A 23,753-nucleotide genomic window follows, 5' to 3' on the forward strand; every position below is an offset into this window, starting at 1 on the left:
GCCGCCAGGCGCGCCGCGCGCAACTTGGTCTGCATGCCGCCACGCCCCAACGCACCACCGGTACCGCCTGCCACTGCATCCAGCGCCGGATCATCGGCACGCGCCTCGTAGATCATCTTGGCATCAGGATTGTTGCGCGGATCAGCATCAAACATGCCGTCGCGATCAGTCAGGATCACCAGCAGATCAGCCTCGACCAGATTAGCCACCAACGCGGCCAGCGTATCGTTGTCACCGAAGCGGATTTCGTCCGTGACCACCGTGTCATTTTCATTGATGACCGGGATCACGCCCAATTCCACCAGCGCACGCAGGGTGCTGCGGGCATTGAGGTAGCGTTTGCGATCAGACAGATCGTCATGGGTCAGCAGGATCTGCGCGGTATGCCGGGAATGCTCGGCAAAGCTCGACTCCCAGGCCTGCACCAACCCCATCTGACCAATAGCCGCAGCAGCTTGCAGCTCGTGCATGGCACTCGGTCGCACCGTCCAGCCCAAGCGGCTCATTCCGGCCGCAACCGCACCCGAAGACACCAGCACCAGCTCTACGCCAGCCTCGTGCAACGCCACCATCTGTTCAACCCAAACGCCCATCGCCGCGCGATCCAGGCCCTTGCCATCCGCTGTCAGCAACGCGCTGCCGATCTTCACGACCCAGCGCTGCGCACCCGTCACCTTGCTCCGCATCATCATCCAACCTATGCCTGAGAGCAGCGCGACCGAGCGCCACCCATGGAATTATTTTTGATTACCAAATCGTAGATGCTAAAACGCCGCTCATTGAGCGGCGCTGTAGTTTACTGCAACGAATCAGTCGCGGACGTAAATGATTTCCGGACCATCTTCATCATCAACATCTTCTTCGTCCCAGTCATCTTCACCGATGTCATGGACGCTCTTCACGCCGCTGCGACGCAGGGCACGCTTGTCATCCAGCGCCTGCAACTGCGCACGCGCTTCATCTTCGATACGCTGATCCAGCTCGGCCAACTCTTGCTTGTAGGCAGGGTCAGCAGCCAGACGATCAGCACGATCTTCCAGATAACGCATGATGTCGTGGCACAGCTTTTCGGTACCGATCTTGGCAATGGCCGAGATCACGTAAACCGGGCCAGTCCACTCAAGGCGATCAACCACTTCCTTGACGCGCGCTTCGTGCTCGTCTTGTGGCAGCGAATCGCACTTGTTCAGCACCAGCCAACGATCACGCTCAGCCAGCGACGGGCTGAACTTGGTCAGTTCGTTAACGATGACTTCCGCGGTATCAGCAGCGCTCTCGCTACCCTCAACCGGTGCCATGTCAACGAGGTGCAACAACAGACGGGTACGCGCCAGGTGCTTGAGGAAACGGATCCCCAGGCCAGCACCATCGGAAGCCCCTTCGATCAGACCCGGAATATCGGCGATCACAAAGCTCTTCCAGCGATCCACGCTGACCACACCCAGGTTTGGCACCAGGGTGGTGAACGGATAATCCGCCACTTTTGGCTTGGCCGCAGACACCGAACGAATAAAGGTACTTTTACCGGCATTCGGCAAGCCCAACAGGCCAACGTCAGCCAACACCTTCAACTCCAGTTTCAGGTCACGCTGCTCACCCGGCTTACCCGGCGTGGTCTGGCGTGGCGCACGGTTGGTACTGGATTTGAATCGGGTATTACCCAGACCGTGCCAACCGCCATGCACCACCAGCAAACGCTGGCCGGCCTTGGTCAGGTCGCCGATGATTTCCTGGGTGCCAGCGTCGATCACGGTAGTGCCGACCGGAACACGCAGCTCCAGATCCTCACCCTTGCGACCGGTGCAATCCGTACTGCCGCCATTCGAGCCACGCTGGGCGTCAAAGTGACGGGTGTAACGGTAGTCAACCAGGGTGTTGAGGTTTTCGTCGGCGACCATGTAGATCGAGCCGCCATCACCGCCATCACCACCGTTTGGGCCACCGTTTTCGATGAACTTCTCACGACGGAAACTCATGCAACCGTTACCACCGTCGCCTGCTTTTACTTTGATCGATACTTCATCTACAAACTTCATAACAAAACGCGCCTCTCGTCATCAGGACGAGCCGATAAAAACCAAGACATAAGACTCTTGCAAAAATGAGCGCAGCGACCTCAATCAACGACCGTTAAATCCAGCGCCAGCAGCCCATACAAACAGTTTTGCAAGAGACTCACCCCACAAACGAAAAAGCCCCGTCGCAAGACAGGGCTCTTCCAGCTACCAAGCTATTACGCCGCGACGACTGCAGTCTTCGGAACGATGCTTACATAGCGACGACCGAAGGCGCCTTTAACCTGGAACTTGATCACGCCTTCCACTTTCGCGAACAGGGTGTGATCTTTGCCCATACCAACGCCGTAGCCAGCGTGGAATTGGGTGCCGCGCTGACGCACGATGATGTTGCCCGGAATGATAGCCTGGCCGCCATACATCTTCACGCCAAGGCGTTTGGCTTCTGAGTCGCGACCGTTACGGGTACTACCACCAGCTTTTTTGTGTGCCATGAGTCAATTCTCCTAGTGAGGAATTAGGCTGAAATTAAGCCTGAATACCGGTGATTTTGATCTCGGTGTACCACTGGCGGTGGCCCATACGCTTCATGTGGTGCTTACGACGACGGAACTTGATGATGCGGACTTTATCGTGACGACCTTGGGAGATCACCTCAGCCACAACAGTGGCGCCAGGTACAACTGGAGCGCCGATGTTCACGTCATCGCCATTGGCGACCAACAGAACGCGATCAAAAGTTACGGATTCGCCGGTAGCGATTTCCAGTTTTTCGATCTTCAGGTATTCACCTGGAGCTACTTTGTATTGCTTGCCACCAGTAACGATTACTGCGTACGACATGGTATTTCTCCGATAATCCTGCTCACCCAGCGCTTTATAGGTAAAGGTATTGGCTGGCATGGCTGCATGGGGCTGGAACGGCCCAGATGCAATTGCGTAAGGCAGGTGCTGCCCAGGAAGTTCAGGGTGCGCGATTGTACGCAAGGCAAGTCAGGCTTGCAAGGGGCCGTCCATCCGCCTTGACAGGCCCAGCCCCCCGACCTAGCATGCCGCGCAACCCTTCTGGAGCACCTGTCGCTGATGCAACCCCAAGCTTTCTACCGCGCGGTGGCGGACGATTTTAGCGCCGTCGATGGCATCATCAAGAAGCAGCTGACTTCACGCGTACCGCTGGTCTCAAAAATCGGCGACTACATTACTTCGGCCGGCGGCAAGCGCCTGCGTCCTTTATTAGTGTTGCTGTGTGGCAAGGCCCTGGGTCGCGAAGGCGACGACTTGCGCCTGCTGGCCGCCACCATTGAGTTCCTGCACACCGCCACCCTGCTGCACGACGACGTGGTCGACATGTCGGGCATGCGCCGTGGCCGCAAGACTGCCAATGCTACCTGGGGCAATGCCCCCAGCGTACTGGTCGGCGACTTTTTGTACTCGCGCTCCTTCGAGATGATGGTTGAGCTGGGCTCGATGCCAGTGATGAAAATCCTGTCGCAAGCCACCCGCATCATCGCCGAAGGCGAAGTATTGCAGCTGTCCAAAGTGCGCGACGCCAGCACCACCGAAGAAACCTACATGGAAGTCATCCGCGGCAAGACCGCGATGCTGTTCGAGGCTTCGACCCACAGCGCTGCAGCGCTGGCCGGTGCCACGCCGGAACAGAGCGAAGCGCTGCGCACCTTTGGCGATCACCTGGGCGTGGCATTCCAGCTGGTGGACGACCTGCTCGACTACCGTGGCGATGCAGAAACCCTGGGCAAGAACGTCGGTGACGATCTGGCCGAAGGCAAACCGACCCTGCCGCTGATCTACACCATGCGTGAAGGCACGCCTGAACAGGCAGCCCTGGTGCGCAAAGCGATCCAGAAAGGCGGTATCGAGGACCTGGAGAGCATTCGCGAAGCCGTTGAGGCCTCTGGTTCCCTGGACTACACCGCCCAGCTGGCTCGCGACTTCGTGGCCCGCGCCATTGTGTGCCTCGAAGCCTTGCCGCCAAGCGAATACCGCGATGCGCTGGTTGAGCTGAGCGAGTTTGCTGTAGCACGCACGCACTGACTGCCTGTGGGAGCGGGCAAGCCCGCTCCCACAGGGTCAATCTGCCCCGCCATTACCCGCCTCGCACTAAAACCCTATACAATACGTGCCTTTTAGCCATCCTGACTCTTAAGGAGCTTTGAGTGAGCACGTTGCCACCCTGCCCAAAATGCAATTCCGAATACACCTACGAAGACGGCGCCCAGCTGATCTGCCCGGAATGCGCCCACGAGTGGTCTGCCAGTGGCGACGCTGAAACAGCCGATGACGTGAAAGTCTACAAAGACTCCGCAGGCACCGTACTGACCGACGGTGACACCATCACCGTGATCAAGGACCTGAAAATCAAGGGTACTTCCCTGGTGGTTAAAGTGGGCACCAAGGTCAAGAATATCCGCCTGTGCGACGGCGACCACGATATCGACTGCAAGATCGATGGCATTGGCCCGATGAAACTCAAATCCGAGTTCGTACGCAAGGTCTGATTCTGCTGCATGCCTTCCTGTGCCCTGCGCAGGAAGGTGCTACACCCTCCCCCGCCCAGCAACATCAAAAAGCCAGCAACCTTGATCCCCAGCAGTTCTAACGCAGAAAGATCAGAAATCCGCCAATAGGCACTTGCTATTAATTGAATAAGAATTATTCTCATTGGTATTCATCAAGGAGATGACGACCATGACTTATTTAATTGATGCCTGGCTGGACCGTCCACACCCTTATCTGCGAATCCTGCATCGGGAAACCGGGGAAGTCTGTGCGGTACTGGAAGAAGAAGCACTAAGCGAGCTACAGGATCAGGGCGACCTGGATTTCAACGGCCTCAATTCCAGCGAGCCGGTGGTGCTCAAGGAGTTGGTGCGCAATCTGTTTCTGTTCTGCTATGCCCGGGCATTGCGCCCTTGCGGCACGACTGACACTCACCCGCACCACGCCAAGATACAGATATGACGGCACCGGTGTAGCTGCGGGTTTGCCAGCAAACCCGCAGCCAACGTTAAAACGCGGGGTTCTTACAGAACGTCCAGCAGCTCTACGTCGAATACCAGCACGCTGTGCGGAGCAATGCTGCCAACGCCCTGGGCGCCGTAGGCCAGTTCGCTCGGCACGTAGATGCGCCATTTGCTACCGGCGTTCATCAGTTGCAGGGCTTCAGTCCAGCCAGCGATCACGCCGCCAACCGGGAATTCAGCCGGCTGACCACGATCGTAGGAGCTGTCGAACACAGTGCCATCAATCAGGGTGCCGTGGTAGTGAACACGTACGGTGTCTTCACGGGATGGCTTGGCGCCTTCACCCGCGGTTACCACTTCAAATTGCAGGCCGGAAGCCAGGGTGGTGATACCGTCTTTCTTGGCGTTTTCAGCCAGGAAAGCCTTGCCTTCGCCCGCAGCAGCTTCTGCCTTGGCAGCGGCTTCAGCTTGCATGATCTCGCGGATCACCTTAAAGCTAGCCGACATTTCTTCCTGGCCTACACGGCTTTCCTTGCCTGCGTAGGCGTCAGTCAGACCAGCCAGGATTGCATCCAGGCTGATGCCAGGTGGCGGGTTGTCGCGCAACTGGTCGCCCAACTGGCGGCCAATGCCGTAGCTGACGCGGGTTTCGTCGGTCGACAGATTTACTTCGGACATAACACTGCTCCGCTGTGGAGGGGCCGGAAAGAAGCCGCGTCAACCGCGACCCCGAACACCCTGAACCAAAAAAGGGCCAGCAGACTACCACAGCCCCCAAAGCCTTCGCAGCCCGGGGTTGGCTTCAGTGTTTGGTCAGCTTGTCCAGATAGCCCATTGCAAACGCCGACACCACAAAGGTCATGTGAATAATCACGTACCACATCAGGTACTCGGTCTCGATATTGCGCGCGTCCATAAACACCCGCAGCAGGTGGATCGACGAAATGGCCACAATCGATGCCGCGACTTTCATCTTCAGCGAGGTGGAGTCCATGGTGCCCAACCAGCTGAGCTTCTCCTTGTGCTCGTCGATATCCAGTTGCGAAACAAAGTTCTCATAACCGGAAATCATCACCATGACCAGCAAACCGCCTACCAGCGCCATGTCGATCAGCGACAGAATGACCAGGATCAAGTCAGACTCAGTTAGCGCAAACACGTTGGGGATTACGTGAAACACTTCCTGAAAGAACTTCAATGCCAAAGCCAGCAGGCCCAGTGAGAGCCCGAAGTAAATAGGCGCCAAAATCCAGCGCGAGGCGTACATTGCGTTTTCGATAAAGCGTTCCATTGAATCTCACAGGCTATTACAAAATGGGCGCGAGTATATCAGTGCGAAAAGCACTGTGTTAAAGGCTTGGAAACAGCCTGTAAAAACATTTTCTGCTAGTGTCCACCCTCTCAGCATTGTTTACGGACAGGAAAACCGAACCATGGATCTGCGATTCCCCCTGGCTTGTTTTGGGCTTTCGATGGCTTTGCTCGCTGTCGGCGGCTGCTCTCCTGACGACGAACATCAGCAGGCCAGCCTTGAGGAACGCAGCGCAGCGTTCGAACAGAGCCTGGACGGGATCAAGGATCAGCAGCTCAAGGATGCTGTGGCCGACCTCGGCGGCTCCTTGTTGTTGCTCGAACGGGCACGCCTCAAGCTGCAAGACAAGCCGATAGAAACCGAATACGGTGCCGACGACCTGGCGGTGCTCAAGCACTACCCGAGCAGCCAGGCGCTTACCGATACCTATATCAACGGTTTGTTTGTACTGCGCAAAAATACAAGTTCCGATTACCTGACGGACCTGGAGCCGGTCTTCCCGTTCCCGCTTAACAGTGCATCCGAGTTCCCGTTCCCCCATGCGCTGGAATGGCAGTCGGTGACCCTGAGCAACAAGCAAGAGGTGCCTTTTGCGCCAGAATGGTCCGAGAGCGATCCCGGCATCCAGCTGAGCCCCTCCAGCGCCAACCTGAGCAACCCTGACGACCTGACCGTCACTTACCCCTATATCGACGGGGTTGAAACCGCCAACACCCAACAACCTCAACCCCTGACACTGCACGGCAAAGTCGAAGTCATCGCGCCGGGCAAAGTGGTCAATTTCAACCTCACTGCCAAGGACGTGGGTAAAACCAGCACCGACGGCACGATCAGCGTAACCCTGCTGGCACTGGGCAAGAACTTTGCCGAAGTGGATATCGTCAACAGCGCTGCACTGGCCGAACAAGTGCGTGACACCCCGCTCAATCCGCTGATCATCCAGGCCCGCGACCGTACCGGGCAGTTCCTGACACGCTCAGGCTCAATCAACGAAAACGCCGAACAACTGGCGTTTTATCAGCAGCAATTGGCCGAAATGCTCAAGCAAACTGCCTGGAGTGACGCTTTCGAGCAACAACTGGATAACGAGCAAAAGGCCTTCGATCAGCAGCACCCGCATCACTACAGCAAGGTGTACTTCAACGGTACCGTGGAAAATGTCGACATCAACGTGCTCGATTTCTCCACCGCCAATGTCACCCGCAAGTCCCTCGACCTGCCTGTGCGTACACTGGACAAAAACGTGCTGGGCAAAGACATACAGCCCCTGCCGCTCAACGTTGTGGTGTATGACGATCAGGCCGCCAACTATTTGAAAGACGCCACGCTGGCACCCGAGCAACTGGAAAAAAGCGTGGTGATCAGCCAGTCGGTGGACGATGCCAGTGCCGCGTCCCTTGAGTTCAGCCACCCTGCCACTTTCAACGGTGAAATGCTCGGTACGCTCCCGGACAGGTCTGACGCGCCGGTGACCTTTTTTGCTGAAGACGACAACGGTAATCGCAGCGAGCCACTGGAACTGCCCGCCGAAGCCTTCGATGTGGACCCGCATGCAGGCGTTATCACCTACGACCTCAACCTGTTCCCCGAAACGCCAGCCTATGCGGTGGGCTCAATCCCCCTGTTTATTGCCGACATCGACAAGCAAGAGCTGGATATCACCCGCCTGCCCAAAGGCCTTGAGCTCAAAGGCAATGCCCTGATCGTTGATCAAAAAGTGTTCCCGGCCGAGGCCTGGCGCTTTTATGCCAAGGACGACACGGGTAATTATCTGAAGGAAGTGGCCGCAGTCAGCCATAGAAGCGAGCCCGATGGGGCGCCCGCATTTGACGTGCACTACTTTTATGGCCAGCCGACCCGACTGGAAAGCTATGCCCGCACCGCGCTGAACCCTGTCGAGTACGGATTTGAAGTCAAACTCGACAAAGCCCCTGAAGCCAGCACGCCACAATAAAACGCTGCCTAGCCGTGGCAACGCCCGCCATTGATCTGCCGCAACTGGGCCTGCACATGCAGGCACCAGATCTGCGGGTCGTTGGCGAGTTCATAGCCATGCAGGGTCAGGCTTTCAACGATTGATTCAAGAATGGTTTCGGCCACGAACGGCCCTGGGAACGGGCCCTGCGCCTTGATCGTTGAGGGTTGTTCGCCTGCCAGGCCGGCGGCGAAGAGCAGTGTCCACATCCCGTTGTTGCCTGCCAGCGGTCGAATGCTGCATTCAATACGGGTCACCAGGCCCAAGCATTGGCGAGTAAGGCAAAGGTTGCGCGACATGACGGCGACCCTCGGTAGAGTCTGTCTTCAGCCGCAGACTACGGGCTGCATCGATCCGGTGACGACAGTGGTGTCCATGACCTGAGAATAGAAGAAAATTTGCGTATGAAAAGTCACCAATGACCAACGGCTTTGTCGATTGGCATCGCAGATCTGTGGGAGCGGGCTTGCCCGCGATTGGATTGCCGCGGTGTAACCATTCCTCCGCGTCGTTCGCATCGCGAGCAAGCCCGCTCCCACAGGTTTCGCTTTAAGGGATCAGGCCGGTTTTTTCGCTGCCAGGGCTTCCGCCAGCAACTCCTTTTCGGCTTCCTTGAGGTCGTCGTCGTTGATCATTTCAGCAATCACCCGCAACCGCTCGACTACCCGGGCATTGACGCTGCCTTCCGGGAATTGTCCCTCTGCATCCGGCTCTCCCGCAGGCTCACCCACCAGCAAACTCAGGGCCTCATCGGCCTGACGCACGGCATAGACGTGGAACTTGCCATCACGCACTGCCTGCAGCACCTTCTCGTCCAGCATCAGGGTAGCCACGTTGGCCTGCGGAATGATCGCGCCCTGCTCGCCTGTCAGCCCGCGTGCTTCGCAGAGTCGGAAGAAGCCTTCGATTTTCTCGTTGACCCCACCCACGGCCTGCACTTCGCCGAACTGGTTGATCGAGCCGGTAATGGCAAAACACTGCTTGAGCGGGGTTTTTGACAGTGCCGAAATCAGCGTACAGGCCTCCCCCAGCGACGCACTGTCGCCATCGACATAACCGTAGGACTGCTCCAGCGCGATGCTGGCCGAAATCGCCAGCGGAAACTCCTGAGCATAACGGCTGCCCAGGTATCCGGTCAGAATCATCACGCCCTTGGAGTGGATCGGCTGCCCCAGGTTAACTTCGCGCTCGATATCGACAATACCGCTGCCGCCCGGATACACCGTGGCGGAAATCCGCGCAGGCACACCAAAGGCCGAGTCGCCGACTTCCAGCACCGTCAGGCCGTTGCACTTGCCCACGGCCGCGCCATCGGTATCGATCAGGATGATCCCCGCCAGCATGTCATCCAGGATACGCGCCGAGACTCGTCCGGTACGGGTTGCCTTGGCCTTGAGCGCACGCTCGATATGACCCGCATCGGTCATTTCATCGCCCGCCAGGTGACGGATGAAGTCCGCTTCGCTGACCAGTTGGAACAGATCGCCAATACGCGCCGACAAACGTCCCTGGTGCTCGGCCAGACGCGCGCTGTAGGTCGCCAGCCGCGCCACTGCACCGGCGGTCAGCGGTGCCATGCCTTCTTCCGAAGTGCGTGTAGTGAGCAACTGGGCAAACTGCTCAAGGCTCTCATCAACCATCGGGATATCTTCGTCGAAGTCCACCAGAACCCGGAACATTTCCTGGAAGTCCGGATCCAGGTCCTGCAGCGTGTAATACAGCTGGCGGGCACCGATGATGATGACCTTGACCTGCAGGGGGATGACCTGCGGGTTGAGCGTCACGGTGGCCAGGCGCCCCATTTCGCCCAGCGGCGACTCCATCTTCAGCTTGCGCGATTGCAGGGCACGCTTGAGAGCATCCCAGACAAAAGGCTCGCTGAGCATTTTCTCGGCTTCAAGAATCAAAAAGCCGCCATTGGCACGGTGCAAGGCGCCCGGGCGCAACTGTCGATAAGTGGTGTAGAGCGCGCCCTGGTCAGTGCTGTATTCGATACGGCCAAACAGGTTGTCGTAGGTCGGGTGCGGCTCGAACACTACCGGCGCACCGCCGCTTAGCGGCTGCCCTACCACCAGGCTCGGCAGGTACTGCTCTTCAAGCAGCTTGCGCGCCTGGGCGTCGGTCTTGCTGTCGTCGACCAGTTGCTCGACCACGGTTTTCAGCAAGTAAACCTGCATCGCCTGCAGATAACCGCAAACCGCGGCATTTTCGGCGTATTTTTGCGACAACGGCGACAGCAACGGCTGCAGGGCCAGGGTGATGGTTTCTTCGTTCAGTTGGCGCAGCTGATTGTTCGACTCACGCTTCCACTGCGGCAGACTGGCCAGCTCTTCGTTCAGTCGCTCCTCCAGCTCGGAAATATCTTCATGGAAGCGTTCACGATCAGCCTCAGGCAATTGCGAAAACTCGGCCTCATCCAGCGCCTTGCCATCACTCATCGGCGTAAATGCCACGTTGCTGCTGTCGCGATAGAGCGCCACGCCTTTTTCCAGGGCCAGACGCTCGATCACATCCAGCGCACGGTCGTAACGCTGATTGAAGCCGCGGTCGATCGCGCTTTTGCGTTGTTGATACGTCGGGTGTTCAAACACTGCCGGGAAGGTCGCCAGCAGGTTGTCGATCAAGTGATTGATATCGCCAATAAAGGCACCAGCGCTACTGGACGGCAGCTCCAGGGCTCGCGGCTCACGGGGCTCATCGAAGTTGTTGACGTAGACCCAGTCGCTCGGCGACTTCAGGCGCTTGCCCTCGGCCTTGAGGTAGCGTTTGACGAACGAGAAACGACCGGTTCCCGGCTCGCCCATGACAAAAACGTTGTAACCCGGACGTGGCATGGCCACGCCGAACTGCAAGGCCTCGACCGCACGTTCCTGGCCGAGAATGCCGCGAAAAGGCTCCAGATCATTGGTGTTCGAGAAGCTGAACTGTTCAGCAGAAAAAGGACGGGTTAGCGCATCAGGCGCTAGACGCAAGCTGGTGGCAACAGAATCAGGCATCGGGCTTCCTTACATCGGGCGGGGCAGATGGCAGCATTCTGGCGCTGGCTGCACATCACTGGCAAGGCGAACAACACGGGAAAGCACGCCCCCCAATGTTTAGGGGCCAAAAATGTGCAGCAACAGCGATTGTTTTACAAAAAGCCACGGAACCCCCCGAACGTGCCTAGACTCCAAGCTGTTACGCGGCTGGACGGTATAACCGGCCCGTACTGGCGCTTCAGGGCCAGAAACCCTTGTCCATTGGTTGCATACCTATAGAGAACAAAGCTTATGAAACGGATTCTTCTTGGTACTCTCTTTACAGTTGTTTCCCTCAACGCCATGGCCCAGGCACCGGGCGGCCCTAACTGCGGTTGGGGCAACATGCTGTTTGAAGGCCAGCGCGGCACTCCTGCCCACTTCCTGGCATCCACCACAAACGGCACGTCCGGCAACGCCACCTTCGGCATGACCTCCGGCACCAACGGCTGTACCACCAAGGACGCCCTGACTTACGGCGGCAAATCGTGGATTGCCATGAATGGCATGATGAACGAGCTGTCCGAAGACATGGCCAAAGGCAATGGCGAAGCACTGACCACCTACGCGGTGGTACTGGGCGTCGCCCCTGAAGACCGCGAGCATTTCGCCGCCGTCACCCACGAGCACTTCCAGCAAATCTTCAGCAAAGCCGATGTCACGGCTGAAGACGTACACAGCAATACTCTGGCCATCCTCAAGGGCGATGCACGCCTGGCCAAATACGCCACCGCGGCGTAAGTAAATGAGACCCGCCCGCTCCTCTCGGAGCGGGTATTCTCCTGCTTCACTTCTCTTCGTCTGACAACAGTTGCCGAACATGCTCAAACGCCTTGCCTATCTGGCGCTCTGTGCCTGCGCCCCGCTGTATGCCGCACCCCATATCGACGATCAACGTGTGCAGCAGTTGGCCAACGACCCTTTCTGGATTTCGCTGGGGCACTACGAAGCCGGCAAGCTGAGCGGCTGGCGAAGCTATGTCAGCGACGACAAATTCTTTCTCGCCGCCCAGGGCGCCCATCACCCTGATGCCGAACTGCGTGCCACGGTTGAGGCGTTGTATGCGCCCTTGAGCCTGGGCGACAAACACCCGCAGTGCGTGTACCCGGCCCGTACCCGCTGGCTCAAGGCCCAACTGAATCTGACCGACCTGCCCAAGGCCGAATGCGCAGAGTTCAGCCAATGGTTCAAGGACGTGGCACCCCACAGCACGGTGATGATTTTCCCGGCGGCCTACCTCAACAGCCCGTCCTCCATGTTCGGCCATACCCTGTTACGCATCGACCAGGCCGATGTGCAGGACAACAAGACCGCCCTGCTCAGCTACGCGATCAACTTCGGCGCCTATATCGAGGGTTCCGACAACAGTATCCTGTACGCCTGGAAGGGCTTGGCCGGTGGCTATCCGGGCCTGTTCGCCCTGGTGCCCTATCAGGAGAAACTCTCGGAGTACCGGAGCCTTGAAAACCGCGACCTGTGGGAATACCGCCTTAATCTGACACCCGAAGAAACCCAACGCATGGTTGAACATGTGTGGGAACTCAAACAGATCCAGTTCGACTATTTCTTCTTTGACGAAAACTGCTCCTACCGCCTGCTGGAGCTGCTGCAAGTGGCCCGCCCGGGCCTGCAACTGACCACCCAGTTTCCGCTGACCGCGATCCCCACCGACACCGTGAAAGCGGTCAAGGAAGCCGGACTGGTTGAAAGTATCGAGTACCGCCCGTCCCGCGAACGGGAGCTGCTGGACCGGGCCAAGGCCCTCGATCCAGAAGAGCAGCAATGGGTATTGCAGGTCAGCGCCGATCAAGCCCAATTGCAAACCCCGGCCTTCAAGGCGCTACCCAAAGCGCGCCAGGCGTTGATTATCGACGCGGCTTACCGGCTTGAGCGGTACCGGGCCAATGGCCTTGAGCGCGATCCTGCACGCTCGCAGCGCAGTTTCGAACTGCTACGGGCGATCAATCAGAACCCCGCGCCAGAACTGCAAGTCGACAAACCCGAACTGCCTGAAAACGGCCACGAGTCGCGCACCTGGCAGCTGGGCGCCGGTAGCCGTGACGACAAGGCCTTTGCCGAATATGGCCTGCGCATGGCTTACCACGACCTCAACGACAACGCACCGGGCTTTCCCCTGGGCGCGCAGATTGAAATTCTGCAACTGAAACTGCGCCAGTACGAAGGCAACAAGTGGCAAGTGCAACAACTGGACCTGGCCAATATCCGCTCCCTGACCCCGCGCAATGACCTGCTGCAACCCTGGTCATGGCAAGTGGGCGGCGGGCTGGAACGGGTACTCGGCAAGCATGGCGACGAAAACCTGGTCAGTCATGTCAATGGCGGTGCAGGCGGCACCTGGCAATTGGCGGACAATATGCTCGGTTTCGCTCTCGGTACGGTACGCATCGAGCACAACAACGACTTCGCGGCGTTTGTGTCACCGGCAGCGGGCTTCAATACCGGGCTTCTTTGGCGTAACCCGGTGGGCAACCTGAGCCTGGAAGCCAAGGGCGACTACTTCACCAACGGTGAAGTCCGTCGTAGCCTGAGCCTTAATCAGCAATGGGAAGTTTCGCGAAATCTTGGTCTGCGCCTGAGCGCACAGCGTGAGTTCAGCAAACTGACCACCCCTATCAACGAAGTGATGCTGGAGCTGAAGTGGTATCACTACTAAGGAGTTTTCAAGACATGGTTGTTAATTGTGATTCCCTCGAGCAGGTGCGCGAGAAAATCGATGGGCTGGATCGCCAGATTGTCGGCCTGATCGCCGAGCGCGGGGCTTACGTATCGCAAGCGGCGCGGTTTAAAAAAGACAGCGATGCGGTCAGGGCGCCGCAGCGGGTTGAGCAGCTGATTGGCAAGGTGCGGACGTTGGCCGATGAGCTGGGCGCCAACCCGGACGTCACTGAAAGCGTCTACCGCGCCATGATCGCGGCCTTTATCGAACAGGAACTGGCTGAACACAAGACGCTTGCAAAATAGACAGCCCCAATGTGGGAGCGGGCTTGCCCGCTCCCACAGGATGGGGTTACACCACGCCTTGGGCCAGCATTGCGTCGGCAACTTTGACGAAACCGGCAATGTTCGCGCCTTTTACGTAGTTGATCCGCCCGTTTTCCTCGCCGTAGTGCACGCAAGCGTGGTGGATCGACTGCATGATGTTGTGCAACTTGCTGTCCACTTCGCCGGCCGTCCACAGCAGACGCATGGCGTTTTGCGACATTTCCAGCCCGCTCACCGCCACGCCACCGGCGTTGGATGCCTTGCCCGGTGCAAACAAAATACCTGCTTCGATAAACAGATCGACCGCTTCCAGGGTGGTCGGCATGTTCGCACCTTCAGCCACGCACACGCAGCCATTGGCCAGCAACGTACGGGCCGCTTCAGCGTCCAGCTCATTCTGGGTAGCGCATGGCAGCGCGATATCACACGCCAGGCTCCACGGGTGCTGCCCTGCCAGGAATTCAACCCCGAACTGCCCCGCCAACTCGCTGATACGGCCGCGCTTGACGTTTTTCAGTTCCATGAGCGCTTCCCACTGCTCTTCGCTCAAACCGGCTTCGCAATACAGCGTGCCTTCGGAATCCGACAGCGAAATAACCTTGCCGCCCAGGTCCATGACCTTGCGCGCGGCGTATTGCGCCACGTTACCCGAGCCCGAAATCGCCACGCGCTTGCCGTCGATGCGCTGGCCGCTGCGCTTGAGCATTTCCTGGGCGAAGTACACACAACCAAAGCCGGTAGCTTCAGGACGGATCAGACTGCCACCGTAGCTCATGCCTTTGCCGGTCAATACGGAGGTGAACTGGTTGCTCAGGCGCTTGTACTGACCAAACATAAAGCCGATTTCGCGGGCGCCGACACCGATGTCGCCTGCTGGCACATCAACATCCGAACCGATATGGCGATACAGCTCGCTCATAAAGGCCTGGCAGAAACGCATGACTTCGGCGTCGCTCTTGCCCTTGGGGTTGAAGTCCGAACCGCCCTTGCCGCCGCCCATGGGCAAGGAGGTCAGGGAGTTCTTGAAGGTTTGCTCAAAGGCCAGAAACTTGAGGACGCCCAGATTCACCGACGGATGAAAACGCAGACCGCCCTTGTACGGACCAATGGCGCTGTTCATCTGGATACGGAAGCCGCGGTTAACCCGCACTTTGCCTTCGTCATCTACCCACGAAACGCGGAACACGATCGCACGCTCTGGTTCGCAAATGCGCTCAAGAATCCCTGAAGTCAGATAATGCGGATTGGCTTCAAGAAACGGCCACAGACTGCGAAGGACCTCTTCCACTGCCTGGTGGAATTCTGGTTGGTCCGGGTCACGTTTTTTCAGGCGGGCAAGGAACTGGTCGACGGATTCGATCATGGTAAGTCTCGGCAAATTTATTGTCGTTAAACGGAGATTGACCGGAACTTTATCAATTCATGTGGCACCGCGACAGCGCAAAATGTCGCAGTTATGAATTTAAATGGTGCATTTATATAAATAGCACCGATTTATCGGGCTTTTGCGCACCAAAAAAATACTTCTTGTACCCAGTTTCGCACCAACTTATAAACGCCAAAATCCCATTGTGGGAGGGGGAAAAGGTTTGTGATGCGCAAAAAAAACGGCGCCCGAAGGCGCCGTTCTGTTATGCAAACTGCCCTTACTGGGCCAGTTTTTTGTGACGCACACGGTGCGGCAGGGTAGCCGCTTCGCCGAGGCGCTTTTTACGGTCAGCTTCGTACTCGGTGTAGTTACCTTCGAAGAAGATCGCCTGCGAGTCGTCTTCGTACGCCAGGATGTGAGTCGCGACGCGGTCAAGGAACCACCGATCGTGAGAGATCACAATGGCGGCGCCAGGGAAGTCCAGCAGTGCTTCTTCAAGCGAACGCAATGTCTCAACGTCAAGGTCGTTGGACGGTTCGTCGAGCAGCAGCACGTTGGCGCCCTCTTTCAAGGTCAGGGCCAGGTGCAGGCGACCACGCTCACCACCGGACAGATCCTTGACGAACTTCTGCTGATCGCCACCTTTGAAGTTGAAACGACCTACATAGGTACGCGACGGGATTTCATAGTTACCAATACGGATCACATCGGAACCGTCAGAAATCGCCTGGAACACCGTCTTGCTGCCATCCAGGTCGTCACGGCTCTGGTCAACGCACGCCAGTTGCACGGTTTCACCGATTTCGATGCTGCCCGAATCCGGCTGTTCCTTGCCCATCAGCATGCGGAACAGGGTCGATTTACCGGCACCGTTACCACCGATCACGCCAACAATGGCGCCTTTGGGCATGGCGAACGACAGGTTGTCGATCAGCACGCGATCGCCGTAACCCTTGGAGACGTTCTTGAACTCGATAACCTTGTCACCCAGGCGCGGACCGGCCGGGATGTAGATTTCGTTGGTTTCGCTGCGCTTCTGGAATTCCTGCGACTGCAGTTCTTCGAAACGTTGCAGACGGGCCTTGGACTTGGACTGACGCGCCTTGGCACCTTTGCGAACCCATTCCAGCTCGTCTTTCATGGCCTTTTCATGGGCCGACTGCTGCTTGGATTCCTGGGCCAGACGATCGGACTTGGCTTCCAGCCAGCCCGAATAGTTGCCCTCGTAAGGAATGCCCGCACCGCGGTCAAGCTCCAGAATCCAGCCCGCTACGTTATCCAGGAAGTAACGGTCGTGCGTAATCGCAACCACGGTACCCGGGAAGTCGTGCAGGAAGTGCTCCAGCCAGGCGACCGAATCGGCATCCAGGTGGTTGGTCGGTTCATCGAGCAGCAGCATGTCCGGGGCCGACAGCAGCAGGCGACAAAGGGCAACACGGCGCTTCTCACCACCCGACAGGTGCTCTACCTTGGCATCCCAGGCCGGCAGGCGCAGCGCATCGGCTGCAACTTCCAGCTGGCGCTCAAGGTTGTGCCCGTCGCTTGCTTGCAGGATCGCTTCGAGCTTGGCCTGTTCTGCGGCCAGCTTGTCGAAGTCGGCATCAGGGTCGGCATATTCGGCATACACTTGATCAAGACGCGCCTGAGCGTCCTTGATCACGCTAACGGCTTCTTCAACCACTTCGCGTACGGTTTTGCTCGGATCCAGCTGCGGTTCCTGCGGCAGGTAACCGATGTTCAGGTCCGGCATCGGACGGGCTTCGCCGTCGAACTCGGTGTCAACGCCTGCCATGATTTTCAACAGGGTGGATTTACCCGAACCGTTCAAGCCGAGTACGCCGATTTTGGCCCCCGGGAAAAACGACAGGGAGATGTTTTTCAGGATTTCCCGCTTCGGCGGAACAACTTTGCTCAGCCGATGCATGGTGAAAACGTAAGAGCCTGTTTTGCCTGCTTTGTCACTTTTTGACATGGTTTGATTCGCCTTTAATCCTGTGTTTTCAGTGCTTTAATGGTAGCGAAAACGCTTAAATTCTGGAAAGCAAAACGTTAGGTTTTGCATTGACCTTACCCTGTTCCTGACTATACTTAGAAAAGTTATGTTTTATGAGGGAGCAACATGGATTTCCAGGTCATAGAGCAGATTGTGAATGGTGCTCGTAGAAAGCTGCTGGTGCAAGACTGCATCCCGGTTTACTACCCCAATCTTTACATCACCATGGAGCACTCCGGCAGAGCACTGGAAACAACAAAGAAGTACCTTGAGCATCTGATTGTGCTTGAACAGTTTCTGTCCTTTTCCTCCATTGATCTGATTTCTCGCCTCGAACAGCGCCCTCACAGCCAATACCTGACAGACAGTGAGCTTTCTAGATTTGTGTCGGACGCGGGGTTTCGCAAGGAAACCTTGGCCATGAAGTATGCGGGGATACGTTTACATCCGACTGCATACAGATCCGTTGGCAAAGCCCATGCGCAGCAGCGAATCGAAGCGGTACGCGACTATCTGGGCTTCCTCTATGACAAGTTGGGTGATCACTCAACACGATATGAGGCGGTTGACGATCTGAAGAAGCGCATCAACCGCAAGATCAAAGCAGCCAGACCTGCGTGGAAAAAAAAGCGAACGGAAGAGATGAAGGGCCTAACGAGTCAGGAGCGAACTCGATTGCTGGAAATCATGCATCCGAATAGCGCCGAGAACCCCTTTTCAGATGGCGCAATCAGGCTGCGTAACTACATCATTTTGCTGTTGGGACTCGACATGGGGCTGCGACGCTCCGAGATGCTGCTGATCAAGACCAGCGATATTCACTGGCACAGTCGTCAACTGGCGGTGGTCAACCTGGAGGATGAGAGCCTCGATCCGCGAACGATGGCTCCGCAATTCAAAACCCACGAGCGCATGTTGGTGATGACCGATGAACTCTATGACGCGATTACTGAGTACGAATCGAAATATCGCCAAAGAAGGCCCCGTAGCGGCACATCGCAAGCGAGGAAGCATCCGTTTTTGCTGGTGGCGCACAAGCGAAATGAGGGCGGGCCTCTGACCATCAAGGCAATCGATGGCGTTCTGTCCAGGGTTCGAGAAATAGCGCCGGAAATGGCTCATGTGCACCCGCATATTCTCAGGCATGACGCGGTCTACACGATGCTGGAAAGCATGCGTGAGGAGCTGGCAGCGTTCACGCCGGAGGATCGCACCACGCAAGTTCAAAAGACCCTCACATGGATGTTCGGCTGGAGTCCCGAATCGAACATGCCCGGCCTCTACGGCGCGAAGTTCTGGAAGGAGGAGGCAGACAAAGCGATACAGAAACGGGCCGAGCGGTTTAAGGCCAATCGTCAGAAAGCCGGCACGACACCAGGAGGTTCAGCGTGAACATCGCCGTCGAAGCACTTCAGGCACCCACGAAGGACAGCCTCGATGCATGGCTGAGCGCGCCTCGCTTGGCGAAATGTGGGGAGGTGTTCACACCCGCAGAACCAATGTGGAAACCGGATAAATCGGCCAGAATCTCAGTCAACTGGGAAGCGGCCCTTGCCTGCGTCTCGCCGGATTGGCAGCCCTGGTTGCACGCCGCCCTGGCGTATCGAATGGCCGATCAGGTAGCGGACTCGGTTGCTCAGCTCGCCAGTGTGTTGTCGCGGGCTGCTCAGGCCGGGCTTGACCCGCTCAACGAGAATCACCTGATCGCTCTGCGGGAGCGCTTTAACGGGAACGAATCCAGTACTCTCGGCGCTTTCATGGCCTTTTGGCACGACTGCGAATCCCTCGAACAACGTCCGCCGCGAACCCTGATCGAGGCCTACCAGGCACTGCCCAGGAAAAAGGGTTCCAGCAAGGATGTGGTCCTCAGCCTGGCCCCCGAAGAAGGCCCGCTCACGCAGGTGGAGCAGGACGCGCTGCACCAATGGATACATGAGCAGTTCTGTCACGGTCAGCTAGATCCCGAGCAGTACCTGTATCTGCGCCTGTTGATGATTTACGGGCAGCGTGGCGCTCAGGTACGCATGATGGTTTTTGGTGATTTCACGAAAACCGACCAGGGCTGCAAGGTCAGGTTTCATTGGGCAAAGCAAAAAGACGACGAGGCGGGTTGGCGAACAAAGTCCGAAACCTTCAGTCTGGATGAGGACCTCTACAACACCGTGCAGGCTTACAAGGACATGGTTCTGGCGCAACTCTGGCAAACCTATCCAGACGGTGCCGACTGGAATGCAGCCATTGAGAATGTGCCGCTCTTTCGTCGGAAGCTGGATGATGAGGCAGAATTTTCGGAGCGGTTTGATCCCCCTGTTTTGCTGGATAGCCCCCTGCAAAAAGCCCTCGAAGAGGCACCGCAGCCGATCTTTCATGTTGGATCAACCACGGTTCGGAGATGGCTTAAGCGAATCGAGCGGATGGAGGGCTTTCCGATTTCGCCTCGCACCCATCAGCCGCTGAAAGTGACACGGGGACACCGGTTCAGGCACACCCTCGGCACGGACCTGTCCAATGCGGGGCTGGACGAGTGGTCGATGGCCCGCGCATTGATGCACAAAAATACTCAGACAGTGCGAAAGTACCGCCAGGTGTCGGCTGAACTGCTGGCGTTGATCGACGCGAAGATGAGCGACCATCTGGCCTTGGTTGTGAATGCGTTCACCGGGATCATCGTCACGGATCGCACCTCAGCAAAGAACGGGGATCGAGCGGATCGACAAATCGAGGATGTGGCAGTGTGCGGTGCCATTGCCACCTGCCATCTCGATGCCCCCTTCACTTGTTATCCCTGCGGAAAATTCCAACCCCTGCTGGACGCCGATCACGGCGCGGTTCTGGAGCGGTTGGAGCGTCGTCGGGCGCAAACCCTTGCCACGGATAAAACGACCGGCGTGCTCTGGGATCGGGCCATTCTGGCGTGCCGCAAGGTGATTCTGGATTGTGAGGCCATGCGCCAATCAGGGAGGAAAGGCGAGTGACCGATGCGTTTGATTCTGAGCCGACGAACAATATTGTCGATTTTAAGCCCAGGAGCCAACTGGCTGCGGAGGCTCAGCTCGCGGCGTTTATCCAATGGGCAAAACAGACCCTGCCCAAAGGCATTCCCAATCGCGTGCACGAGAGTATTTGCTGGGAAGACGGCAGTTGGCACGAGCATGGCCTCAAAAGCTGCAGCTTCACGGCACTGGGATCGACCAGAGTTGCCCCGAAGGCGATACAGGCACCCTTCACGGAGTTTGCCAAGGCCATCATGGTGTACCGGCGGGTGTATTTGCAGAAAAAGGCTGTTGGAGAGTGGCTGGATGCCCTGAAGGTGCTGGAAGCCGCCCTGTTCGAGTTGACCGGCACGCGGGATGTGACGCAGGTGTCCACCGCGGTCTGTAATAAAGCGTGCGAGCACCTGAACCGTCACTGGGCAAAAGGCGACACCGCATACCGTTCCGGGCTGGCACTTGCGGCCCTCATCCCCCTGATGCGGGCCAAAAAACTGCTCAAGACCGATTTTCGGTGGACCTCTCCGCTGACGCTGAAGCCCCGTGGCACACTCAAGCAACAAAAAGAGGATCGGGAACAGAAGCTGCCCAGGCCCGAAGCGATCAAAGCGCTCGGGGAGATGTTCAATAACGAATTGACACGCCCGCTCGATATCGTTGTGACATCCGCCTGTGCGCTGTTGCTGAGCGCCCCGAGTCGTGTGGGTGAATTGGCGGATATTGAATTGGATTGCCTAGTGTTCAAAGAGGACACCCAGGGTAAGGGGCGCCTGTTCCTGCGCTGGTATGCGGAAAAGATAAACCAGGTCACGCTGAAGCCCGTCGTTAAGCCCGAGATGGAGCCGGTCGTCGAGCGTGTCATCACCTTACTGCAACCGATCACCGATGAGGCGCGGGCTTACGCCGCCTGGCTGGAAGACCATCCCGATGAGTTCCCGCCCCATGAAGGGCTGCCCCCCAAGGGACCTGATGAACCGCTCACCTGTGCCGAAGCCTGTGCCGCGCTGAAACTCTCCAGTCGTGAGAACGCTTGGCGATCCCAATTCAATGCCAACTTCCTCAAACCCCTGGAGCAGAAAAAGGCGCTCAGCCCCGCCGCCCGAGACCTGTTGGCCGAAATCCGTGAAGGATGGGATACCAGCACAGGGAAGCAGATCCGCGCCAAGGGCAAGCTCCAGGGTGTTGAGTTTGACGACCGGTGTGTGATCACGCTGCGCAAGCTCAATGTGCTGTTGCGGGAGAAGTATCTCCCGAAGGATTTTCCATACACCACGTCGTACACGCAGGGTAAAGCACGGGTGAAGTACCGTGATGCCTTGTTCACCGTGCGCACGGGAGCGCTGGCTGAAGACTCAAGCCACATTGCTGTGACACACGGGTTTGGTGTAGAGATCGCGGTGAGCACTATCCGAATGGCTGTGGAATTAGGCGGTTCGAACAACCCGGTAAGGAAAAGTCTGTTCGAGCGCCATGGATACCCCGGTGTCAAGGTCAACACGCACGCGTTTCGGCACGAATTGAACACGCGGATGCACCAGGCCGGTCTGTCGCAGCTGCTGATTGACGCCTTCTCCGGGCGCACGACGATGGGATCGGTCTACAACCACGAGACCATCGAGGAGCGCACTCAAGGGGTTGCGGCGTACCACCCCAAAACCAAGCAGAGCACAGCGACTCAGCGTCTGGAGAAGGTCAAAACCAATCAGCCACTGAGCCTGATTGAGGTGATGGAACTGCGCGAGGGTGAGCAGGACCGCATTATCCATCAAACCCATCTCGGCGTTTGTGTGCACAACTTCGCGTCCGAGCCCTGCCCGAAAATGGGCGCTTGTCTGGACTGCGGGCGGCTTGGCTGCGTCAAGGGGGATGAGGTGAAGTTGGCCAACCTCAAGGAAGAAAGCGACGACCTCAAACGCCGCCTCGATAAAGCCCTGGATGCACGGTCTCGGGGTGTGTTTGGGGCATCGGAGTCGGCCAAAAAACTGGGTGAGAAGCTCTTTAAGTGCGAGGCGCTAATCCAAATGCTGGAAAACTCCGAACTCGAAAACGGTGACATTGTGTGGAACGCCGATAACGGTTGGACGCTGACCAAAAATGCCGCCGCAATGTCGGGGCTGATCGAGGTCAAAGTCATTGAAGAGAACCAGACGCAAGAGGCGTTGTCATCGTTGGATGACGTCTTAGCTTTGCTTGATGAGATCGAGGGTTAACGATGGGGCATTTAACGCCAAAGGATGAGAAACGCATCATTAAGCTGATTGAGGAATGGTCAGAGCCGAAGCTGACCTGGCCTTTGCTCGTTGAGGCCTGCAAAGAAAAACTGGGTATCAGTCGTGCTCGCCAGTCCCTGATGAATCTACCTGCCGTGGATTTAGCGATGAAGAATTGCAAGGCGGCATTGAAGGCTCAGAAGCTGAAACCGGGCTGGATTAGCGATATTCAGGCAGCCAACGAGCACATTGAGAAACTGACAGCGAACAATCAGAAGCTGTTAGCTGCTGTTCGAGATATGCATAGCCGTTTTTTGATCTGGCAAGCCAATGCCGATATGCATGGGCTAACGCAATCAATGTTGGAGCGGCCGGTTTCACAGCTTCAAAAGAAGACATGATTGCGCAATAGCGCGTACTGACCAGCCGTTCGCATTCCAGCTGACTTGGAGTTGACCATCTTCACATCTGTCGTTTGGTCAACGACCTCGTAGTGTCGACCAACAGTTACCGTCACGATGTCTCCTGCCCAAGAAACTTTATAGCAATCAGCCCCCTCCCAAGAGTTTCCTGATTCGTGGCCGGCTGCTAAGGACTGTTACCCTCCATAAGCTCGCAAATCGCGATCTGCGGAGAAAATTATCTCAGTCACTTTTAGGTTGCTGTGATCGCGTGAGTGGTGGGTGCTGTAACTGACTCCTCCCGCAACCTTGAACAGATACCCTTCGACCTCACCTTTATTGTCTTGAGCAACACCTACCTCAATCAGTGGCTCCATTTTCCAGTTGTCACCTCCTCGTAGATGGCCAGGTGAATCGCCCCGGGTTTCCTAGACACTCTCCAGGCTCGCTGCGTAACGCTTTTCAAACTCTACCGGTGACAGCTGAT

Annotated in this window: 21 protein-coding genes; 11 read left to right on the plus strand and 10 right to left on the minus strand. The window is 57.2% G+C overall.

Annotated elements, in window-relative coordinates:
* The 4 genes from proB to rplU all read right to left on the minus strand — a co-directional run.
* Positions 1-686: glutamate 5-kinase (proB, locus tag GHO03_RS17710; protein WP_153400276.1), on the minus strand; the 686-nt coding region annotated here is incomplete at its 3' end.
* Between the two features lie 123 nt (positions 687-809).
* A complete protein-coding gene (gene cgtA / locus GHO03_RS17715) occupies positions 810-2,036 on the minus strand; it encodes an Obg family GTPase CgtA (protein ID WP_094999350.1) in 1,227 nt (408 codons plus the stop codon).
* Between the two features lie 197 nt (positions 2,037-2,233).
* Entirely contained in the window at positions 2,234-2,509 is a 276-nt protein-coding gene (gene rpmA, locus GHO03_RS17720) for a 50S ribosomal protein L27 (RefSeq protein ID WP_003443913.1), read from the minus strand.
* Between the two features lie 34 nt (positions 2,510-2,543).
* Complete coding sequence (gene rplU / locus GHO03_RS17725) at positions 2,544-2,858, minus strand: 50S ribosomal protein L21 (protein WP_007901869.1); 315 nt, start codon at positions 2,856-2,858, stop codon at positions 2,544-2,546.
* Positions 2,859-3,098: 240 nt separating this feature from the next.
* On the opposite strand from rplU, the gene GHO03_RS17730 reads away from it, so the two are divergent.
* The 3 genes from GHO03_RS17730 to GHO03_RS17740 all read left to right on the plus strand — a co-directional run bounded on the left by GHO03_RS17730 (position 3,099) and on the right by GHO03_RS17740 (position 4,994).
* On the plus strand, positions 3,099-4,067 hold the full coding sequence (locus tag GHO03_RS17730) for a polyprenyl synthetase family protein (protein WP_094999351.1): 969 nt from the start codon (positions 3,099-3,101) through the stop codon (positions 4,065-4,067).
* A 122-nt stretch (positions 4,068-4,189) separates the two neighbouring features.
* Positions 4,190-4,531 carry a zinc ribbon domain-containing protein YjdM gene (locus GHO03_RS17735; RefSeq protein WP_094999352.1) on the plus strand — a complete coding sequence of 114 codons (342 nt, stop codon included), beginning with the start codon at positions 4,190-4,192 and terminating at the stop codon, positions 4,529-4,531.
* 190 nt (positions 4,532-4,721) lie between these two features.
* On the plus strand, positions 4,722-4,994 hold the full coding sequence (locus tag GHO03_RS17740; RefSeq protein WP_094999353.1) for a hypothetical protein: 273 nt from the start codon (positions 4,722-4,724) through the stop codon (positions 4,992-4,994).
* Positions 4,995-5,056: 62 nt separating this feature from the next.
* On the opposite strand, the gene GHO03_RS17745 is transcribed toward GHO03_RS17740, so the two are convergent.
* Both GHO03_RS17745 and GHO03_RS17750 read right to left on the minus strand, forming a co-directional pair.
* Entirely contained in the window at positions 5,057-5,674 is a 618-nt protein-coding gene (locus GHO03_RS17745; protein WP_016779413.1) for an FKBP-type peptidyl-prolyl cis-trans isomerase, read from the minus strand.
* A 124-nt stretch (positions 5,675-5,798) separates the two neighbouring features.
* Entirely contained in the window at positions 5,799-6,287 is a 489-nt protein-coding gene (locus GHO03_RS17750; protein WP_016779412.1) for a TIGR00645 family protein, read from the minus strand.
* A gap of 142 nt (positions 6,288-6,429) precedes the next feature.
* Between GHO03_RS17750 and GHO03_RS17755 the strand changes: the two genes are divergently transcribed.
* The gene (locus GHO03_RS17755; protein WP_133143774.1) at positions 6,430-8,262 is read left to right on the plus strand and encodes a hypothetical protein; all 1,833 of its coding nucleotides are present in this window, start codon (positions 6,430-6,432) and stop codon (positions 8,260-8,262) included.
* A gap of 8 nt (positions 8,263-8,270) precedes the next feature.
* On the opposite strand, the gene GHO03_RS17760 is transcribed toward GHO03_RS17755, so the two are convergent.
* Both GHO03_RS17760 and GHO03_RS17765 read right to left on the minus strand, forming a co-directional pair.
* Positions 8,271-8,582, minus strand: a complete 312-nt coding sequence (locus tag GHO03_RS17760) for a hypothetical protein (protein ID WP_094999355.1) — start codon at positions 8,580-8,582, stop codon at positions 8,271-8,273.
* A 258-nt stretch (positions 8,583-8,840) separates the two neighbouring features.
* A complete protein-coding gene (locus GHO03_RS17765; RefSeq protein WP_094999356.1) occupies positions 8,841-11,279 on the minus strand; it encodes a Lon protease family protein in 2,439 nt (812 codons plus the stop codon).
* A 273-nt stretch (positions 11,280-11,552) separates the two neighbouring features.
* Between GHO03_RS17765 and GHO03_RS17770 the strand changes: the two genes are divergently transcribed.
* The 3 genes from GHO03_RS17770 to GHO03_RS17780 all read left to right on the plus strand — a co-directional run bounded on the left by GHO03_RS17770 (position 11,553) and on the right by GHO03_RS17780 (position 14,282).
* On the plus strand, positions 11,553-12,041 hold the full coding sequence (locus tag GHO03_RS17770; RefSeq protein WP_029611228.1) for a DUF3015 domain-containing protein: 489 nt from the start codon (positions 11,553-11,555) through the stop codon (positions 12,039-12,041).
* Between the two features lie 79 nt (positions 12,042-12,120).
* Entirely contained in the window at positions 12,121-13,974 is a 1,854-nt protein-coding gene (locus GHO03_RS17775; RefSeq protein ID WP_095021254.1) for a DUF4105 domain-containing protein, read from the plus strand.
* Positions 13,975-13,988: 14 nt separating this feature from the next.
* On the plus strand, positions 13,989-14,282 hold the full coding sequence (locus GHO03_RS17780; protein ID WP_133143776.1) for a chorismate mutase: 294 nt from the start codon (positions 13,989-13,991) through the stop codon (positions 14,280-14,282).
* A gap of 46 nt (positions 14,283-14,328) precedes the next feature.
* Here GHO03_RS17780 and gdhA read toward each other — a convergent pair whose 3' ends face one another.
* Both gdhA and ettA read right to left on the minus strand, forming a co-directional pair.
* Positions 14,329-15,666, minus strand: a complete 1,338-nt coding sequence (gene gdhA / locus GHO03_RS17785) for an NADP-specific glutamate dehydrogenase (RefSeq protein ID WP_094999359.1) — start codon at positions 15,664-15,666, stop codon at positions 14,329-14,331.
* A gap of 283 nt (positions 15,667-15,949) precedes the next feature.
* Complete coding sequence (gene ettA, locus GHO03_RS17790) at positions 15,950-17,644, minus strand: energy-dependent translational throttle protein EttA (RefSeq protein WP_133143777.1); 1,695 nt, start codon at positions 17,642-17,644, stop codon at positions 15,950-15,952.
* A 147-nt stretch (positions 17,645-17,791) separates the two neighbouring features.
* On the opposite strand from ettA, the gene GHO03_RS17795 reads away from it, so the two are divergent.
* The 4 genes from GHO03_RS17795 to GHO03_RS17810 are packed head-to-tail and all read left to right on the plus strand — an operon-like array spanning position 17,792 to position 23,266.
* Positions 17,792-19,057, plus strand: coding sequence for a site-specific integrase (locus GHO03_RS17795; protein WP_048388104.1), 1,266 nt, complete (start codon positions 17,792-17,794; stop codon positions 19,055-19,057).
* On the plus strand, positions 19,054-20,640 hold the full coding sequence (locus GHO03_RS17800) for a site-specific integrase (protein ID WP_133143778.1): 1,587 nt from the start codon (positions 19,054-19,056) through the stop codon (positions 20,638-20,640). The genes GHO03_RS17795 and GHO03_RS17800 overlap by 4 nt, the downstream gene beginning before the upstream one ends.
* Positions 20,637-22,865 (plus strand): hypothetical protein, encoded by a 2,229-nt coding sequence (locus GHO03_RS17805; RefSeq protein ID WP_372241764.1) that lies wholly within the window; start codon positions 20,637-20,639, stop codon positions 22,863-22,865. Before GHO03_RS17800 ends, GHO03_RS17805 begins: the two co-directional genes overlap by 4 nt.
* A gap of 2 nt (positions 22,866-22,867) precedes the next feature.
* The gene (locus GHO03_RS17810) at positions 22,868-23,266 is read left to right on the plus strand and encodes a hypothetical protein (RefSeq protein WP_016779401.1); all 399 of its coding nucleotides are present in this window, start codon (positions 22,868-22,870) and stop codon (positions 23,264-23,266) included.
* Positions 23,267-23,753 lie beyond the last annotated feature (487 nt).

Source organism: Pseudomonas sp. FSL R10-1339 (assembly GCF_009600545.1).
Lineage (GTDB): Bacteria > Pseudomonadota > Gammaproteobacteria > Pseudomonadales > Pseudomonadaceae > Aquipseudomonas > Aquipseudomonas bubulae.

Bases quoted from the DNA above. Each gene is read 5' to 3' on its own strand.
- cgtA (WP_094999350.1), bottom strand. From the start codon at position 2,036: ATGAAGTTTGTAGATGAAGTATCGATCAAAGTAAAAGCAGGCGACGGT.
- rpmA (WP_003443913.1), bottom strand. From the start codon at position 2,509: ATGGCACACAAAAAAGCTGGTGGTAGTACCCGTAACGGTCGCGACTCA.
- rplU (WP_007901869.1), bottom strand. From the start codon at position 2,858: ATGTCGTACGCAGTAATCGTTACTGGTGGCAAGCAATACAAAGTAGCT.
- GHO03_RS17730 (WP_094999351.1), top strand. From the start codon at position 3,099: ATGCAACCCCAAGCTTTCTACCGCGCGGTGGCGGACGATTTTAGCGCC.
- GHO03_RS17740 (WP_094999353.1), top strand. From the start codon at position 4,722: ATGACTTATTTAATTGATGCCTGGCTGGACCGTCCACACCCTTATCTG.
- GHO03_RS17745 (WP_016779413.1), bottom strand. From the start codon at position 5,674: ATGTCCGAAGTAAATCTGTCGACCGACGAAACCCGCGTCAGCTACGGC.
- GHO03_RS17750 (WP_016779412.1), bottom strand. From the start codon at position 6,287: ATGGAACGCTTTATCGAAAACGCAATGTACGCCTCGCGCTGGATTTTG.
- GHO03_RS17755 (WP_133143774.1), top strand. From the start codon at position 6,430: ATGGATCTGCGATTCCCCCTGGCTTGTTTTGGGCTTTCGATGGCTTTG.
- GHO03_RS17760 (WP_094999355.1), bottom strand. From the start codon at position 8,582: ATGTCGCGCAACCTTTGCCTTACTCGCCAATGCTTGGGCCTGGTGACC.
- GHO03_RS17765 (WP_094999356.1), bottom strand. From the start codon at position 11,279: ATGCCTGATTCTGTTGCCACCAGCTTGCGTCTAGCGCCTGATGCGCTA.
- GHO03_RS17770 (WP_029611228.1), top strand. From the start codon at position 11,553: ATGAAACGGATTCTTCTTGGTACTCTCTTTACAGTTGTTTCCCTCAAC.
- GHO03_RS17775 (WP_095021254.1), top strand. From the start codon at position 12,121: ATGCTCAAACGCCTTGCCTATCTGGCGCTCTGTGCCTGCGCCCCGCTG.
- GHO03_RS17780 (WP_133143776.1), top strand. From the start codon at position 13,989: ATGGTTGTTAATTGTGATTCCCTCGAGCAGGTGCGCGAGAAAATCGAT.
- gdhA (WP_094999359.1), bottom strand. From the start codon at position 15,666: ATGATCGAATCCGTCGACCAGTTCCTTGCCCGCCTGAAAAAACGTGAC.
- ettA (WP_133143777.1), bottom strand. From the start codon at position 17,644: ATGTCAAAAAGTGACAAAGCAGGCAAAACAGGCTCTTACGTTTTCACC.
- GHO03_RS17795 (WP_048388104.1), top strand. From the start codon at position 17,792: ATGGATTTCCAGGTCATAGAGCAGATTGTGAATGGTGCTCGTAGAAAG.
- GHO03_RS17810 (WP_016779401.1), top strand. From the start codon at position 22,868: ATGGGGCATTTAACGCCAAAGGATGAGAAACGCATCATTAAGCTGATT.